10 protein-coding genes are annotated in these 15,289 nt (G+C 65.3%); 6 read left to right on the top strand and 4 right to left on the bottom strand.

Features of this window, described 5'->3' with window-relative positions:
• The first annotated feature begins 3 nt into the window (after positions 1 to 3).
• Positions 4 to 717 (top strand): methyl-accepting chemotaxis protein, encoded by a 714-nt coding sequence (locus tag AERO9A_RS22975; RefSeq protein ID WP_372239712.1) that lies wholly within the window; start codon positions 4 to 6, stop codon positions 715 to 717.
• Between the two features lie 5 nt (positions 718 to 722).
• Here AERO9A_RS22975 and AERO9A_RS19825 read toward each other — a convergent pair whose 3' ends face one another.
• On the bottom strand, positions 723 to 1,502 hold the full coding sequence (locus tag AERO9A_RS19825) for a TatD family hydrolase (RefSeq protein WP_159973623.1): 780 nt from the start codon (positions 1,500 to 1,502) through the stop codon (positions 723 to 725).
• Between the two features lie 115 nt (positions 1,503 to 1,617).
• Here AERO9A_RS19825 and AERO9A_RS19820 point away from each other — a divergent pair, with 115 nt between their 5' ends.
• Positions 1,618 to 3,672, top strand: a complete 2,055-nt coding sequence (locus AERO9A_RS19820; RefSeq protein WP_159973622.1) for an AsmA family protein — start codon at positions 1,618 to 1,620, stop codon at positions 3,670 to 3,672.
• Here the strand turns inward: AERO9A_RS19820 and cra are convergent, their stop codons facing one another.
• Entirely contained in the window at positions 3,673 to 4,659 is a 987-nt protein-coding gene (cra, locus tag AERO9A_RS19815) for a catabolite repressor/activator (protein ID WP_159974113.1), read from the bottom strand. It lies immediately after the preceding gene.
• Positions 4,660 to 4,914: 255 nt separating this feature from the next.
• Between cra and ptsP the strand changes: the two genes are divergently transcribed.
• Genes ptsP through AERO9A_RS19800 form a run of 3 tightly spaced genes read left to right on the top strand, consistent with a single transcriptional unit; the run spans position 4,915 to position 10,439 of the window.
• Positions 4,915 to 7,776 carry a phosphoenolpyruvate--protein phosphotransferase gene (gene ptsP, locus AERO9A_RS19810; protein ID WP_159973621.1) on the top strand — a complete coding sequence of 954 codons (2,862 nt, stop codon included), beginning with the start codon at positions 4,915 to 4,917 and terminating at the stop codon, positions 7,774 to 7,776.
• On the top strand, positions 7,776 to 8,696 hold the full coding sequence (pfkB, locus tag AERO9A_RS19805) for a 1-phosphofructokinase (RefSeq protein WP_159973620.1): 921 nt from the start codon (positions 7,776 to 7,778) through the stop codon (positions 8,694 to 8,696). Before ptsP ends, pfkB begins: the two co-directional genes overlap by 1 nt.
• A 12-nt stretch (positions 8,697 to 8,708) precedes the next feature.
• The gene (locus tag AERO9A_RS19800; RefSeq protein WP_159973619.1) at positions 8,709 to 10,439 is read left to right on the top strand and encodes a fructose-specific PTS transporter subunit EIIC; all 1,731 of its coding nucleotides are present in this window, start codon (positions 8,709 to 8,711) and stop codon (positions 10,437 to 10,439) included.
• 55 nt (positions 10,440 to 10,494) lie between these two features.
• On the opposite strand, the gene AERO9A_RS19795 is transcribed toward AERO9A_RS19800, so the two are convergent.
• Positions 10,495 to 11,874: a chloride channel protein gene (locus AERO9A_RS19795; RefSeq protein WP_159973618.1), complete on the bottom strand. Its 1,380-nt coding sequence runs from the start codon at positions 11,872 to 11,874 to the stop codon at positions 10,495 to 10,497.
• Between the two features lie 556 nt (positions 11,875 to 12,430).
• Between AERO9A_RS19795 and AERO9A_RS19790 the strand changes: the two genes are divergently transcribed.
• On the top strand, positions 12,431 to 13,666 hold the full coding sequence (locus tag AERO9A_RS19790; RefSeq protein ID WP_372239711.1) for a methyl-accepting chemotaxis protein: 1,236 nt from the start codon (positions 12,431 to 12,433) through the stop codon (positions 13,664 to 13,666).
• A gap of 32 nt (positions 13,667 to 13,698) precedes the next feature.
• Here AERO9A_RS19790 and AERO9A_RS19785 read toward each other — a convergent pair whose 3' ends face one another.
• Positions 13,699 to 15,282: a peptide chain release factor 3 gene (locus AERO9A_RS19785; RefSeq protein ID WP_159973616.1), complete on the bottom strand. Its 1,584-nt coding sequence runs from the start codon at positions 15,280 to 15,282 to the stop codon at positions 13,699 to 13,701.
• Positions 15,283 to 15,289: the final 7 nt, after the last annotated feature.

The raw sequence follows: 15,289 nt of genomic DNA, 5'->3' as shown, positions 1-15,289 counted from the left end.
GCGATGAATCAGATGTCGGCGACCGCGCAAGAGGTCGCGCACAGCGCTGCGGCTGCGGTCGGCAGCGCGCAGAGCGTCAATCAAGAGACCGTGAGCGGGCGTGCATTGGTCGAAGCGCAGGTTGGCAGCATTCAGCGTCTGGCCGATGAGATCGATCAGGCGGTGGCGGTGGTCAATCAACTGGCCAGTGACAGTACGTCGATCAGCCAGGTGCTGGATGTGATCAAGAGCATTGCCGAGCAAACCAACCTGCTGGCGCTCAATGCGGCCATCGAGGCGGCTCGCGCGGGCGAGCAGGGGCGAGGCTTTGCGGTGGTGGCGGACGAGGTGCGCAACTTGGCCAAGCGCACCCAGCAGTCCACAGCCGAGATCGAGGCGATGATCGCCCGCTTGCAAAGTGGCGTGGGCGCTGCGGTAAAGGCCATGAACGCCAGCCACGCGCAGGCAGACAGCACCGTCAGCGAATCGGCCAAGGTGCAGCAGGCGCTGGAGAACATCCTCGGCGCGGTGGGCATGATCGTCGACCAGAACCAGCAGATTGCCGCCGCTGCCGAGCAGCAGACGGCGGTGGCGCATGACATCGACCACAACATCGTGCAGATCAATCAGGCCGGTGAGCGTACCGCCGAGGGCGCGGGGCAGACCGAGCAGGCCAGTCGCGAGTTGAGTGTGCTGGTGGCGCGCTTGCGGCAGTTGATCGGCGCGTTTCGCGTTTAGAGGCGTTATGCCCAACCGAACAGCTCGCGGGCATTGCGGCTGCTGGCGCTCGCCAGTTGCTCGGCGCTGATGCCACGCAGCTCGGCCAGTTCGCGGCAGATGTCTGCCAGGTATTGTGGGCTGTTGCGCTGGTAGGGGTGCATGGCCGGCGCCATGTCGGGGGCGTCGGTTTCCAGCACGATGGCCTCCAGCGGCAGCTTTGCCACCACCTGGCGCAGGCGCTTGGCCTGCGGCCAGGTGGCCGCGCCGCCCAGACCCAGGCGAAAGCCTAGCTTGATGTACTCACGGGCTTGCTCGTAGCTACCGGCAAAGGCGTGGATGATGCCGCCGCGCGCCAGGCGAATACGCTTGAGCGTGGCGATGGTCGCGGCATGGGCGCGGCGCACATGTAGCAGGGCGGGCAGGTCGAACTCTAAGGCCAGTTGCAGTTGCGCTTCGAACAGCGCCTGCTGGCGCTCGCGATCCAGTTGTTCGAGGTAATAGTCCAGGCCAAATTCGCCGACGGCGCACAGCTTGCGATGCCCTGCCAGCCGGGTGAGCCAGTCGCGCAATTCGTCGAGGTGTTCGCGGCGGTGTGCGTCCAGGTAAACCGGATGCAGGCCAAAGGCCGCGTACAGGTTGTCGCTTGTCTCGACCAATTGCCACAGCCGTTGCCAGTTGCCTTGGTGCACGCCGAGTACCACAAGCTGCTCTACGCCCTCGGCGCGGCTGCGGGCCAGCACCTCGGCGCGGTCAGGGTCGAAATCGGGAAAATCCAAGTGGGTATGGGTGTCGATCAGGCGCATGGGCTGGCAGAGGGCAGATGGCGAGCGCTCAGCTTACTGCCAGCGCCGGGGAGAATTGGCGATTATTTTCAGTCCTAGACTCCATACACCGAGTGTCTGACTGGAGATTCACCGCTTGCTCATTCTTCGTCGTTTCTTGGCCTGGTCATTTGCTCTGGTGTTGCTGCTGGTGGCGGCGCTTATGCTGTTTTTGCTGCTATTCGACTGGAATAGGGCCAGGCCGCTGATCAATGAGCAGGTCTCTGCGGCGCTGAATCGCCCGTTTGCCATCGAAGGTGATCTGCGTGTTGTCTGGCAGCGTGAGGCGGCTGAGCAGGGCCTGAGCGCCTGGCTGCCCTGGCCGCATTTTGTCGCCGAGAAGCTGCGCCTGGGCAATCCCGACTGGGCGCAGGGCGATACCTTTGTCAGCCTTGAGCGGGTGAGCTTTCGTCTGTCGCCGCTGCCGCTTTTGTGGAAGACCGTCAGCATCCCGAGTATCGAACTCGGCGCGCCGCAGGCTGATCTGCAGCGCCTGGCCGATGGTCGGGCCAGCTGGCTGTTCGATCTGGGCCCGCAGCAGGCCGATGAAACCGAGCAGCCCAGCCCCTGGACGCTGGATATCGGCACTATCGCCTTCGACAAGGGCCTGGTGAAGCTGGACGACCAGCCGGGCAAGACCCGCTTGGAGGCCGTTATCGAGCCGCTGGGCCAGCCGATTCCCTTCGCCGAGATCGTCGGCAAGGGTAGCGCCGAGCGGCTGGCTGCGAGTAACGCCCATGCGCAGGATTACGCGTTTGCCTGGCAGGCCAAGGGCGACTTCCGTGGCCAGCCATTGAACGCCAGTGGCAAGGTCGGTGGCCTGCTGGCGCTGCGTGATGCCGCGCAGCCCTTCCCCTTGCAGGCCGATGTGCGTATCGGCACGACCCGTATCGTGCTGGCTGGCAGCCTGACCGATCCGCAGAACCTCGGCGCGCTGGATTTGCGCCTGCGGTTGTCCGGCGCCAGTCTTGGTCATCTGTATCCGCTGACCGGCGTGACCCTGCCGGACACGCCGCCCTACAGTACCGATGGTCGCTTGCAGGCTGATCTGCGCGATGCAGGCGGCGCGATCTTCCGCTACCTCGGCTTCAACGGTCGTATCGGCGACAGCGACATCCAGGGCGATCTGACCTTCGTGGCGCGTCAGCCACGGCCTAAGCTGTCTGGTCAGCTCACCTCCAAGCAGTTGCTGTTCAGCGACCTGGCGCCGCTGATTGGCGCCGACTCCAGTGCGGACAAGCGCGAGCGTGGCGAGCGTGATGTGCAGCCACAAAGCAAGGCGCTGCCGGTGGCCGAGTTTCGCACCGAGCGCTGGCGCGCCATGGATGCCGATGTGCGTTTTGTCGGCCAGCGTATCGTGCACGGTGAGCGCTTGCCGATTACCGATCTGGACACCCATGTGGTGCTCAACGACGGCCAGCTCAGTCTGGAGCCCCTGCGTTTCGGCATGGCCGGTGGCAGCCTGGATGCGCAGATTCGCCTCAATGGCGCGACCACGCCGCTGCAAGGGCAAATGCGTCTGCGCGCGCGTGATCTGCAGCTCAAAGAGTTGTTTCCCGACTTCGCACCGATGCAGACCAGCCTTGGCGAGCTTAACGGTGACAGCCAGATCAGTGGCCGTGGCAACTCGGTGGCGGCGTTGCTGGGCAGTGCTGACGGTGAGTTGAAAATGCTGATCAACGACGGCGCGGTCAGCCGCAGCCTGATGGAGATTGCCGGGCTGAATGTGGGTAATTATCTGGTCGGGCAGTTGTTCGGTGACGATGAGGTGAAGATCCACTGCGCGGCGGCTGACCTGGGCATCAAACAGGGGCTGATGAGTACGCGGTTGTTCGTCATCGACACCGACAACACGGTGATCAAGGTCGACGGTAATGCCAATTTCGCCAGCGAACGGCTGGACTTCACCGTCACCCCGGCCACTAAAGGTTTGCGCATTTTCTCCCTGCGTTCGCCGCTGTACGTGCGTGGCACCTTCAAGCAGCCCGCGCCGGGGGTGGAGGCTACGCCCTTGGCGCTACGTGGTTTGGGGCTGGTGGCCCTGGGGGTGGCAGTGGCGCCGGCTGCCGGTTTGCTAGCGCTGGTGGCGCCAAGTGCCGGGGCTGCGCCGGATCAGTGCGCGCCGTTGCTGCGGCAGATTCAGGGGCGCTGATCAGGCGCGCGCCTTGAGGCTGCGAGCGATGGCCTCGATGCCGGGGCGGTAATCGTTCTGCTCCACCGCCAGCAGCGTCCAGGCCAGCACGCGCTCGGCGATGCGCTCGTGCTGCTGGCTCATGGCGTTGACGCGCAGGGGCAGGAAATCCAGCAACTGGGTGTCGCCGAAGGTGGCCAGGCGCAAGGCATTCCAGCGCGACTGCGGCTGTTGCTGGAGCAGATCGAACACCCCTTCAAGCAGCACGTAAGCGGTGGTCACCAGGGCATCGGGCGGGCCGCCATCGGCGAGCAGCGCCTGCATCTGCTCAAGGCCGCTGCGACGGTTGAACTGCTCGCCGTAGTAGATGCTCACGCGGCCTTCGAAACCCTCCAGTGCTTGGCGAAAGCCACGCTCGCGCGCCTGGCTGATCACCAGCTCGGGGCGCGCCGCGAGCAAGGCGATGTGCTTGGGTTTGCTCTGCAACAGGCTGCGGGTGAGTTGCTCGCCGGCGCCTTCGTCATCGCTGACCACCGAGCGAATATGCTGCGGCGACAACGCGCGATCCACCGCGATGATCGGCAGGCCACCTGCCACCAGCTCGGCGTAGAGTGGGTCGTCTTGCGGCAGGCAACTGGCGACGATCAGGGCATCGCAGCGGCGCGAGCGGAACAGCTCAAGCAACTGCCGCTCACTTTGCGGGTCATCGTCGGAGCTGGCGATCAGCATTTGATAACCGGCGGCGCGGGCCTTCTGCTCCAGCAGTTTGGCCAGGCGCGCATAGCTGGGGTTTTCCAGATCGGGGAGGATGAAACCCAGGCAGCGGCTTTGCCCGCGGCGCAGGCTGGCAGCCTGTTGATCCGGGCGATAGCCATGTTCCTCGACCACGGCCAGTACGCGCTCGACGGTGGCCTGGCTGATGCGGCGTTTGCTGGCCTGGCCGTTGATCACGTAGCTGGCGGTTGTAACCGAGACCTGCGCCAGGCGGGCGATGTCGCTGAGTTTCACGGGCAAATCCTGCAGATCGATGGGCATGCAGCTCGGCGCTGCACGATGCGTCAGGCTTCAAGGATTACGCATTATCGGCTAAGGTGCCAGACTTAGGTGAAACGATTCAGCAGTCGCTTGGTCTGTCTGCTACCGGCTGCAGGTTTTTCTGCATGCCGCCTAGTCTTATCGGATCGTTAGCCCTTTCATAACAAGATGCCCTTGCCGGCGCGATGTCGTTTCGCAGCCGGTCGATGCTGCCGGAGGTGTGTTCCCATGCTCGAACTCGATGCCAGCCAGATCCAGATGGGCCGCCAGGCGGCGGACAAGGCCACGGCGCTGGCCATGCTCGCTGAGGCCTTGGCCGCCGGGGGGCTGGCCACGCCGGCCTACCACGATGGATTGCTGGCGCGCGAGGCGCAGGGCTCGACCTATCTTGGCCAGGGCATCGCCATTCCCCACGGCACGCCGCAGACCCGCGATCAGGTGCTCAACACCGGCGTGCGCCTGATCCAGTTTCCCGAAGGCGTGGACTGGGGCAACGGCCAGCAGGTCTACTTGGCCATTGCCATTGCTGCGCAGTCGGATGAACACCTGCACCTGTTGCAATTGCTCACCCGCGCCCTCGGCGAGGGCGATCTGAGTCAGGCGCTGCGTGAGGCGCGTGAACCCGCGCAGATCGTCGAGTTGCTGCAGGGCGCGCCGCAAGAGCTGGCGCTCGATGGGCAACTGGTGGGCTTGGGCCTGCATGCCGAGGATTTCGACGAACTGCTGTGGCAGGGGGCGCGCCTGTTGCGCCAGGCCGGTTGCGCCAGCAGTGGTTTCGCCCTCGGCCTGGCGCGTAGCGAACCGCTGCCGCTGGGCGATGGCCTGTGGTGGTTGCACAGTGAGCAAAGCGTCGAACGCCCAGGGCTGGCCTTCGTGACCCCGGCGCAGACGCTGAGCTTTCGCGGGGAAACCCTCAAAGGTTTGTTCTGCCTGGCGAGCCAGGGCGAGGCTCATCGTCAGGCGTTGGAGCGGTTGTGTGACGTGTTGATCGGTGGCCGCGCCGCTGAGCTGAGCGAGGCCAATGACAGCCGCCGGGTGATCGAAGCGCTCGGCGGCGAGGTGGCGCCAGACTGGCCGAGCGTGGCGCTGCCGCTGCTCAATGCCCATGGCTTGCATGCCCGCCCAGCCAAGGCGCTGAGCGAGTTGGCGCAGCAGTTTGCGGGCGAGATACGCGTGCGCCTGCGCGGCGACGAGGGCGCCGGGGTTTCCGCCAAGAGCCTCAGCCGTCTGCTGGCGCTGGGCGCGCGCCGTGGTCAGGTGCTGGAGTTCAGCGCCGAGCCGGTGATTGCCGACGATGCCCTGCCAGCGCTGCGTGCCGCGCTGGAGAGCGGCCTCGGCGAGGCGGTCGAGCCACTGTTGAACGAGGCCGCGCAGGTGCCTTCGGTCGTGGTCGAGGCGCCTGTGTTGGCGCCGCCTGCTGGGAGTCGTGTGCAAGCGGTGGCGGCGTCCCCCGGTATCGCCATGGGCCCGGCGTTGGTGCGGGTGATGCCGACATTCGAATTCGCCGAACAGGGCGCTGGTGCCGCCAGCGAGCGCCAGCGTTTGGACGAGGCCTTGAGCGCCATTGCCGCGCAGATTCAGCGTCTGGTCGATGGTGCAGGCGTGGCCAGCATTCGCGAGATTTTCAGCGCGCACCTGGCCATGCTCGACGACCCGGCCTTGCGTGAGGATGTCGACGCCCGCCTGCAAGCCGGCGCCAGCGCCGAAGCCGCCTGGCAGCAGGAGATCGAAGCCGCCGCGCAGCGCCAGGAAGCGCTGCATGACGCCTTGCTGGCCGAACGCGCGGCAGACCTGCGTGATATTGGCCGCCGTGTGCTGGCGCATCTGTGCGGCATTGACCTGCCCAGCGAGCCGAACGAACCCTATGTGCTGGTGATGAGCGAGGTGGCGCCGTCGGATGTCGCCGCGCTGGATCGCCAGCGCGTGGCCGGCATTCTCACCGCCAACGGCGGCGCCACTGCACACAGCGCGATCATCGCCCGTGCCCTGGGCATCCCGGCGGTGGTCGGCGCTGGCGAGGCGATTCTGGCGTTGGCGCAGGGCACGCCGCTGCTGCTCGATGGCGACAGCGGCCTGCTGCGTATCGCCCCCGATGACGCCACCCGCCAGCAGGCTCTGCGCGAGCGCGAGGCGGCGCAGCAACGCCGCGAGCAGGCGCACGCCACGCGCCTCGAACCGGCGCTGACCCGCGACGGCGTACAGGTGGAAGTGGCCGCCAATATCGGTGCGGCCAACGAGACGGCGGATGCCGTCGAACTGGGCGCCGAGGCCGTGGGTTTGCTGCGCACCGAACTGGTGTTCATGGAGCACGCCCAGGCGCCGAGTCAGGCCGCGCAGGAGCAGGAATACCGCCGTGTGCTCGAAGCCCTGGATGGGCGCCCGCTGGTGGTTCGCACCCTGGATGTCGGTGGTGACAAGCCGCTGCCGTACTGGCCGATGCCCGCCGAGGAGAACCCCTTCCTTGGTGTGCGCGGTATACGCCTGAGCCTGCAGCGCCCGGAGATCCTCGAAACCCAGTTGCGTGCGCTGCTGGCCTCGGCTGAAGGGCGCCCGTTGCGCATCATGTTCCCCATGGTCGGCACCATGGAAGAGTGGCGCGCCGCACGCGACCTGGCGCAGCGCCTGCGCGAGGAAATCCCGGTGCAGGATCTGCAACTGGGCATCATGATCGAAGTGCCTTCGGCGGCTCTGCTAGCACCGTTGTTGGCGCGCGAGGTGGACTTCTTCAGCATCGGCACCAACGATCTGACGCAATACTGCCTGGCCATCGACCGTGGCCATCCGCAGCTCTCGGCCCAGGCCGATGGCCTGCACCCGGCGGTGCTGCGCCTGATCGCCATGACCGTGGAGGCGGCGCACGCCAATGGCAAGTGGGTCGGTGTGTGCGGCGAGCTGGCCGGCGACCGCCTGGCTGTGCCGCTGCTGGTGGGCCTGGGCGTGGACGAGTTGAGCGTGTCGCCGCGCAGCATCGGCCTGGTCAAGGCGCGCGTGCGCGAGCTGGACAGCCGTGAGGTACGCACCCTGGCGCAACAGGCGTTGAATCTGGAAAGCGCCGCTGCCGTGCGCGCCCTGGCTGGAGGGCTGCACTGATGGCGCGCATCCTGACCCTGACCCTGAACCCGGCGCTGGATCTGACCCTGCGTCTCGACCAGTTGCAGCTCGGTACGGTCAACCGCTGCCAAGACTTTGCCAGCCATGCCGCCGGCAAGGGGCTGAACGTCGCCCAGGTGCTGGCCGACCTCGGCCATACGCTGAGCGTCAGCGGTTTTCTCGGCCGCGCCAATGCCGCGCCGTTCGAGACGCTGATGCACAAGCGCGGCTTCCGTGATCTGTTCGTCCGCGTGCCGGGCGAGACGCGCAGCAATATCAAACTGGCCGAAGTCGATGGGCGCATCACCGACCTCAACGGCCCTGGCCCGCAGATCGAGGAAAGCCATCTGCAGCAATTGCTGGAATCCCTCGATCCGCTGCTGGCCGGGCATGACGCCGTGGTGGTGGCCGGCAGCCTGCCGCGCGGCGTGTCGCCCGAGTGGTTCGCCAGCCTGCTCAAACGCATCCAGGGCGCTGGCGTGCCGCTTGCTCTGGACAGTAGCGGCGCTGCCTTGCAGGCCGCATTGGGCACCACGCCTTGGCTGATCAAACCCAACGAAGAGGAACTGGCCGAAGCTTGCGGTGCTGATTTGCAAGCAGCGGTGGCGCGTCTGCGTGAGCAGGGCGTCGAGCACATCCTGCTGTCGCGCGGCGCCGAGGGTGTCGACTGGCACGGCCCGAACATCGCCCTGCGCGCCGTGCCGCCACGGGTCGAGGTGGCCAGCACGGTGGGCGCCGGCGATTCGCTGCTGGCTGCCAGCCTGCATGGCCTGCTCGAAGGCTGGTCGGCCGAGCGCACCTTGCGCCTGGCCACGGCGGTGGCCGCACAAGCGGTGACGCAGATCGGCTTCGGCATCCACGACATCGACCAACTGGCGCGGCTGCAGGCCGCCGTCCAGCTACAGCCCTTGCAAGAATAAGAGGCCCCGACCATGAATCTGTTGATCGTCACCGCCTGCCCCAATGGTCAGGTCACCAGCGTGCTTTGTTCGCGCTTGCTGCAGGCCGCTGCCGAGCGCCTGGGCTGGAAAGCCCAGGTCGAAGTGCATGACGCCCGCGCCATTGGCTCGCCGTTGAGCGAGGCCGATATCGCCGCCGCCGATTGGGTGCTGGTGGTCAAGACTGGCGACCTGGCGCTGAACCGTTTTGTCGGTAAACGCCTGGTGCAGTCCTCGCCTGCCGAGGCGCTGGCCGACCCGCAGCGCTTTTTGCGTGAGGCGGCCGAACGCGCCGAACCTTATCAGGCGTCTGCCGAGTCAGTGGCAAGTGGCACGCGCCGACTGGTCGCCATCACCGCCTGCCCGACCGGCGTGGCGCACACCTTTATGGCCGCTGAAGCGTTGCAACAAGCCGCCGCGCGTACGGGCATCGAATTGCAGGTGGAAACCCGCGGCTCGGTGGGCGCGCGCAACCTGCTCGACGAGGCCGCCATCGCTGCCGCCGATGCCGTACTGCTGGCCACCGATATTGAGGTGGACACCAGCCGCTTCGCCGGCAAGAAGGTTTACCGCTGTGGCACTGGTGTGGCGCTCAAGCAACCGCAGCAAACGCTGGAACGTGCGCTGAGCGAGGCGCGTCCGCTGGTCGAGGCGGCGCCTACCGAAGGCAGCGTACAGGCCAACAGTGGTGAAAAGAGCGGGCCTTATAAGCACCTGCTCACCGGCGTGTCCTACATGCTGCCGATGGTGGTGGCCGGTGGTTTGCTGATCGCCCTGTCGTTTGTTTTCGGCATCGAGGCGTTCAAGCAGGAGGGCACCTTTGCCGCGGCCTTGATGCAGATTGGCGGCGACGCTGCATTCAAGCTGATGGTGCCGGTGCTGGCCGGCTACATCGCGTACTCCATCGCGGACCGTCCCGGTCTGGCGCCAGGGATGATTGGTGGTCTGCTGGCCAGTACGCTGGGCGCCGGTTTTATCGGCGGTATCGTCGCGGGCTTCCTGGCGGGCTACTCGGCCAAGGCCATTGCCCGCTGGGTGCGCCTGCCGGAAAGTCTGGAAGCACTCAAGCCCATCCTGATCATTCCGCTGCTGGCCAGCCTGGTCACCGGCCTGGTGATGATCTATGTGGTCGGCAGCCCGGTGGCGGGTGTGTTGAAGTCGCTGACCGCGTTCCTCGACAGCATGGGCAGCACCAACGCCATCCTCCTTGGCGTGTTGCTTGGCGGGATGATGTGCGTGGATCTCGGCGGGCCGATCAACAAGGCCGCTTACGCCTTCTCTGTCGGCTTGCTGGCTTCCAGCAGCTACGCACCGATGGCTGCGACCATGGCCGCCGGCATGGTGCCGCCCATCGGCATGGCCATCGCCACCGTGCTGGCGCGGCGTAAGTTCGCCGACAGCGAGCGTCAGGCGGGCAAGGCCGCTGGGGTGCTGGGGCTGTGTTTTATCTCCGAGGGGGCGATTCCCTTTGCCGCCAAAGACCCGCTGCGGGTGATCCCGGCCAGCATCGCCGGTGGCGCGCTGACCGGCGCGCTGTCGATGTACTTTGGCTGCAAGCTGATGGCACCGCACGGCGGCCTGTTCGTGCTGCTGATCCCCAACGCCATCAACCATGCGCTGCTGTATTTGCTGGCCATCGTTGCCGGCAGCCTGCTGACGGGCGTGGTCTACGCGCTGATCAAGCAGCCCGAAGCGCAGCCGTTGGCCGAGACGCTAGCGCCGTAGCTTGGCTAGAGCGCAGCGAAACCCAGGATTACGCTGCTCTGGGTTTGGCTGAGTTCTATCCAGGCGAATCGGCTGTTTTCGCGGCAGGTTTGGGCGGGGCCGGGCGGTTGAGGTTGTCCAGCAGTTGCTGGGCAAAGGCCTGATACAGCGGCACCGGTGAAATGCGAGCCGATACCGCGCTGGCCAGCAGGCTGGCGGCGAGAATCGGCAGCGCCATGTCCTGGCTGTGCGACAGTTCGATGGTGATGACCGTGGCGGTCAGCGGTGTGCGCGTGACACCTGCCAGGTAGGCGGCCATGCCGAGCAGACCGGCGGTGTGCAAAGCGATGCCGGGAATCCATTCGACCAGCCACGGCGCGATGCTGGCGCCCACGCTCAGCGACGGCGAGAACAGCCCGCCAGGAATGCCAGCCAAGTACGACACCACGTTGGCGAGAAACTTCCAGACGATGAAGGCGCCGTCGGTTTGCGGGGTGTCCTCAAGCAGGGCACGGGTTTGCTCATAGCCAGTGCCGAATACATGTTGTCCTGAGCACAGTCCGAAAAAGGCCAGCAGCAGGCCGCAGACGGCGGCGAAGCGCACCGGCCAGCGCGCCCGCCATTGGCCGAGCACGGCCAGCGGGCCGCTTTTGGCGGGCAGTACCAGGCGGCAGTAGGCGCCGCCGAGCAGGCCGCCGAACAGGCCGCAGGCCAGCACCGCTCCCCAGGCCTCGTCGAACGGCAGGCTGGCACTGAGCGCGCCGAAATAACTGTACGGGCCAACCAAGCCAAGGGTGAGCATACCGCCGATCAGCACGGCGGTGAGGATCACGCCGTTGAGGCTCTGCTCCAAGCGCGGGCTAAGTTCTTCGATGGCGAACACCACCCCGGCCAGTGGCGTGTTGAAGGCGGCGGCGATACCGGCGGCGCCACCGGCGATGATCAATCCAGAGCCCGCACTCTTGGCCTGCAGGCCCAGGCGTCTGCCGAAGGTGTACATCAACGCCGCGCCGACGTGAACCGTGGGCCCTTCGCGCCCGACCGAGGCGCCGCAGAGCAGGGCCAGAGCCGTCATCAGCATCTTCGCGGCGGCAATCGGCAGGGCCAGAGCGCGATTGCGAAAGCGGCTCGACGATTTCTGCAAGGTGGCGATCACCTGAGGTATACCGCTGCCTTTAGCTTCCTTGAGCGCGCCCTGAGTGGCCCAGGCGAGCAGGGCAAAACCAGCCGGGGTGACCAGCCATGGCCACCACTGGCTATGCGCGAGCAGGCGAGTGAACAGGGCGTAGGCGTGGTCGGCGAGCCAGGCGAAGGCCAGGGCGGCGAGACCGACCAGCAGAGCGCCGAGCCAGAAGGCCGCGCGCTGGCGCAAGGTGCGCTGGCGCCGATGGCGTAGGCGGTGACGGAGTTTGTGCGAATGCTGGGCTGAGGCGGTTGTGTCGCTCGGGGCAGCCACGTGTTCGTTCCCTCTGGGCTGGAAGTACAGAGGCAAAGTGTACGCTCAATTGTATCGAGATATGTACGCTTGCCAGCGACTTGGCTATTGTCGCAGAGTGTTGGTGGTGGCGAATAACATGGAATGCGCCGCTTCAGACTTTGGCAATGCCTGCCGATAGCATTGCCAGCTCAGCTCACAGGAGAGTCAAGGTGAACATCAGTATTGCGCGGTTGATTTGGGGGGGGGGGCCGTTTTCATTTTGCTCACTGCCTTGGGCCTGGCTGGGTGGGTCACACTGGAGGTGTTTGCGCTGGAAGACGGTGAGAGCCGTGCGGTGCAGTTGAGCCAGGCGCGTGAGAGTACTCAGGAGCTGCGCTACCACTTAGCTCAGGTGCAGCAGTTTTACACCGATGCCAGCCTCACTCAGGAGAACGAGCCTGCCGCCGAGGCCGCGCAGAATTATCGTGAGGCGAAGGCGCTGCTGGTTAAGCTACGTGAGTTGCTGCCGACTTATGCGGGCCAGCTCGCAGCACTCAATGAGCCTGTGGATCGTCTTGATCAGACCGGTCAGCGCATGTTCCAGGCCTACAGCCAGCAGGGCAAACAGGCTGGGGATGTGGTGATGAAGGCTTTCGATGAACAGTCTGCCACCGTGATTGCCCGCTTCGGCGAGTTGCAGCAGCCATTGAGCCAGGAGTTCGCACAGCTACGCGAGAGTAATGCGGAACTGCTGGAGGAGCTGCATACGGTGACCACAGTGGCGCTTGTTAGCATCGTTACTGTGGTGTTTGGCGTACTGTTGCTGATCAGCCGCCGCGTGCTGCCGCCGATTGCTCGTCTCAAACAGTCACTGCAGGATCTGGCATCGGGCTCAGGAGACTTAACGCGGGTGATCAATCGCGAGGCCGAAGACGAAATCGGCGCGGTGGTTGATGCCTTCAATCAGTTCAGCCGTAACCTGCGCGAGCAGATTGCCAGTGTTGGCGAGGTGGCCGGCACCCTGGAGCATTCTTCCGGGCAATTGATCAGCGATGCCCAGGCCTCCGAGCGCAGTGCCGGTGTATTGCGCGAAGAGATCGATCAGGTGGTGACCGCCGTGCACCAGATGACGGTGACCGTGCAGGGTGTTGCCGAACACGCCCGTGGCAGCTCGGAACAGACCGCGGAGGCGGATCGCGAAGTACGCTCGGCGCTCATGGTGATCGACAGCACAGTCCATGACATTCGCCAGTTGGCTGCCGAGGTAGCCAGTGCGGCGCGGGTAATCGGTGAGCTGGAAACCCACTCTCAGGAAATCGGCGGCGTGCTGGAGGTGATTCGTACCATCGCCGAACAGACCAACCTGCTGGCGCTCAATGCCGCCATCGAAGCGGCGCGTGCCGGCGAGCAGGGCCGTGGTTTTGCCGTGGTCGCCGATGAGGTGCGTACCCTGGCCAGTCGCACGCAGGCTTCCACCGCCGAAATCGACAGCATGATCCAGCGCTTGCAGAGCACTTCTCGGCAGGCTGTGGACGCCATGCAGGCCAGTCAGAAACACGCTGACAATGGTGTGGCCCAGGCTGAAACCGCGGGCAAGGCATTGGGCAGCATCGGCGGTCTGGTGGAAACCGTATCGCGTAGCAGTTTGCAGATCGCCGAGGCAGCGCGTGAGCAGTCGCAGGTCAGTGACGAGATCAGTCAGCGCGTGGCGAATCTGGGCGTGGAGGCAGGGCGTAGCGTGGAATTGGCAGAGAACACCCTGCAGCGCGGGCGGCATGCCGGTGAGAACTCGCAGCGTTTGCGAGGCATCGTCGGGCGCTTTCGCTACTAAAAGAACGGCCCGCTTAGCGGGCCGTTTTTCCATCAGTGGTGTTCGCGGGTGGCGCGGAATTTCACCTCCGGCCAACGCTCTTCCATCAGGCTGAGGTTGACGCGGGTGGGGGCCAGGTAGGTGAGGTGACCACCGCCGTCGACGGCGAGGTTCTCGTAGGCCTTGTCCTTGAACTCCTTGAGCTTCTTCTCGTCGCTGCATTCGATCCAGCGCGCCGACCAGACGTTGATCGCCTCGTAGGCGCACTCCACCTTGTATTCCTCCTTCAGGCGACTGGCGACCACGTCGAACTGCAGCACACCGACGGCGCCGAGGATGATGTCGTTGTTGCGCTCGGGGAAGAACACCTGAGTGGCGCCTTCTTCGGCCAGCTCCTGCAGGCCCTGACGCAGTTGCTTGGATTTCAGCGGGTCTTTCAGGCGCACGCGGCGGAACAGTTCCGGGGCGAAGTGCGGGATGCCGGTGAAACCGAGGTTCTCGCCTTCGGTGAAGGTGTCGCCGATCTGGATGGTGCCGTGGTTGTGCAGGCCGATGATGTCACCGGCGTAGGCTTCTTCCAGGTGCTCACGTTCGCTGGAAAAGAAGGTCAGCGCATCGCCGACGCGCACGTCCTTGCCCAGGCGCGCGTGGCGCATCTTCATGCCCTGGGTGTACTTGCCCGAGCAAATCCGCATGAAGGCGATACGGTCGCGGTGTTTCGGGTCCATGTTCGCCTGAATCTTGAACACGAAGCCTGTGAACTTCTCCTCGGTCGGCTCCACGTTGCGCTCGTTGGCCACGCGCGCCAGCGGACGCGGTGCCCAGTCGACGACGGCGTCGAGCACATGGTCGACACCGAAGTTGCCCAGCGCGGTGCCGAAGAACACCGGGGTCATCGTGCCCTTGAGGAAGGCCTCGGGCTCGAACGCGTGGCAGGCGCCTTGCACCAGTTCCAGCTCCTCGACGAAGCGCTCGTACATGTCGCCGAGGTGCGCGCGGGCTTCGTCGGAGTCGAGCTTGTCGATGATCTTGGCTTCGGTGCGCTCGTGGCCGTGGCCCGGCGTGTAGACGATGATCTTGTCCTGCGTCAGGTGGTACACGCCCTTGAAGTCGCGGTAGCAACCAATCGGCCAGGTGATCGGCGCAGCCTTGATATTGAGTACCGCCTCGATCTCGTCGAGCAACTCGATGGGGTCGCGGATGTCGCGGTCGAGTTTGTTGATAAAGCTGACGATGGGCGTGTCGCGCAGGCGGCACACGTCCATCAGGGCGATGGTGCGCGGCTCAACACCTTTACCGCCGTCGAGCACCATCAGCGCGCTGTCCACGGCGGTCAGGGTGCGGTAGGTGTCCTCGGAGAAGTCTTCGTGGCCGGGGGTGTCGAGCAGGTTGACGATGTGCTCGCGGTAGGGGAACTGCATTACCGAGGTGGTGATGGAGATACCGCGCTGCTTCTCCATCTCCATCCAGTCGGAGGTGGCGTGGCGGTCGGACTTGCGCGACTTCACCGTACCGGCCACTTCGATGGCCTTGCCCATCAGCAGCAGCTTCTCGGTGATGGTGGTCTTACCGGCGTCCGGGTGGGAAATGATGGCGAAAGTACGGCGCTTGGCGACTTCGGCGGCCTGGGTGGTCATGGCGGAG

The sequence above is a fragment of the Pseudomonas sp. 8Z genome (assembly GCF_902506535.1).
Lineage (GTDB): Bacteria > Pseudomonadota > Gammaproteobacteria > Pseudomonadales > Pseudomonadaceae > Aquipseudomonas.
This window is presented reverse-complemented; position numbering and strand designations above follow the sequence as displayed.

Coding starts and splice junctions, on each gene's coding strand:
- AERO9A_RS19790 (WP_372239711.1), top strand. CDS start 12,431: ATGTTCCAGGCCTACAGCCAGCAGGGCAAACAGGCTGGGGATGTGGTG.
- ptsP (WP_159973621.1), top strand. CDS start 4,915: ATGCTCGAACTCGATGCCAGCCAGATCCAGATGGGCCGCCAGGCGGCG.
- pfkB (WP_159973620.1), top strand. CDS start 7,776: ATGGCGCGCATCCTGACCCTGACCCTGAACCCGGCGCTGGATCTGACC.
- AERO9A_RS19825 (WP_159973623.1), bottom strand. CDS start 1,502: ATGCGCCTGATCGACACCCATACCCACTTGGATTTTCCCGATTTCGAC.
- AERO9A_RS19800 (WP_159973619.1), top strand. CDS start 8,709: ATGAATCTGTTGATCGTCACCGCCTGCCCCAATGGTCAGGTCACCAGC.
- AERO9A_RS22975 (WP_372239712.1), top strand. CDS start 4: ATGAATCAGATGTCGGCGACCGCGCAAGAGGTCGCGCACAGCGCTGCG.
- AERO9A_RS19785 (WP_159973616.1), bottom strand. CDS start 15,282: ATGACCACCCAGGCCGCCGAAGTCGCCAAGCGCCGTACTTTCGCCATC.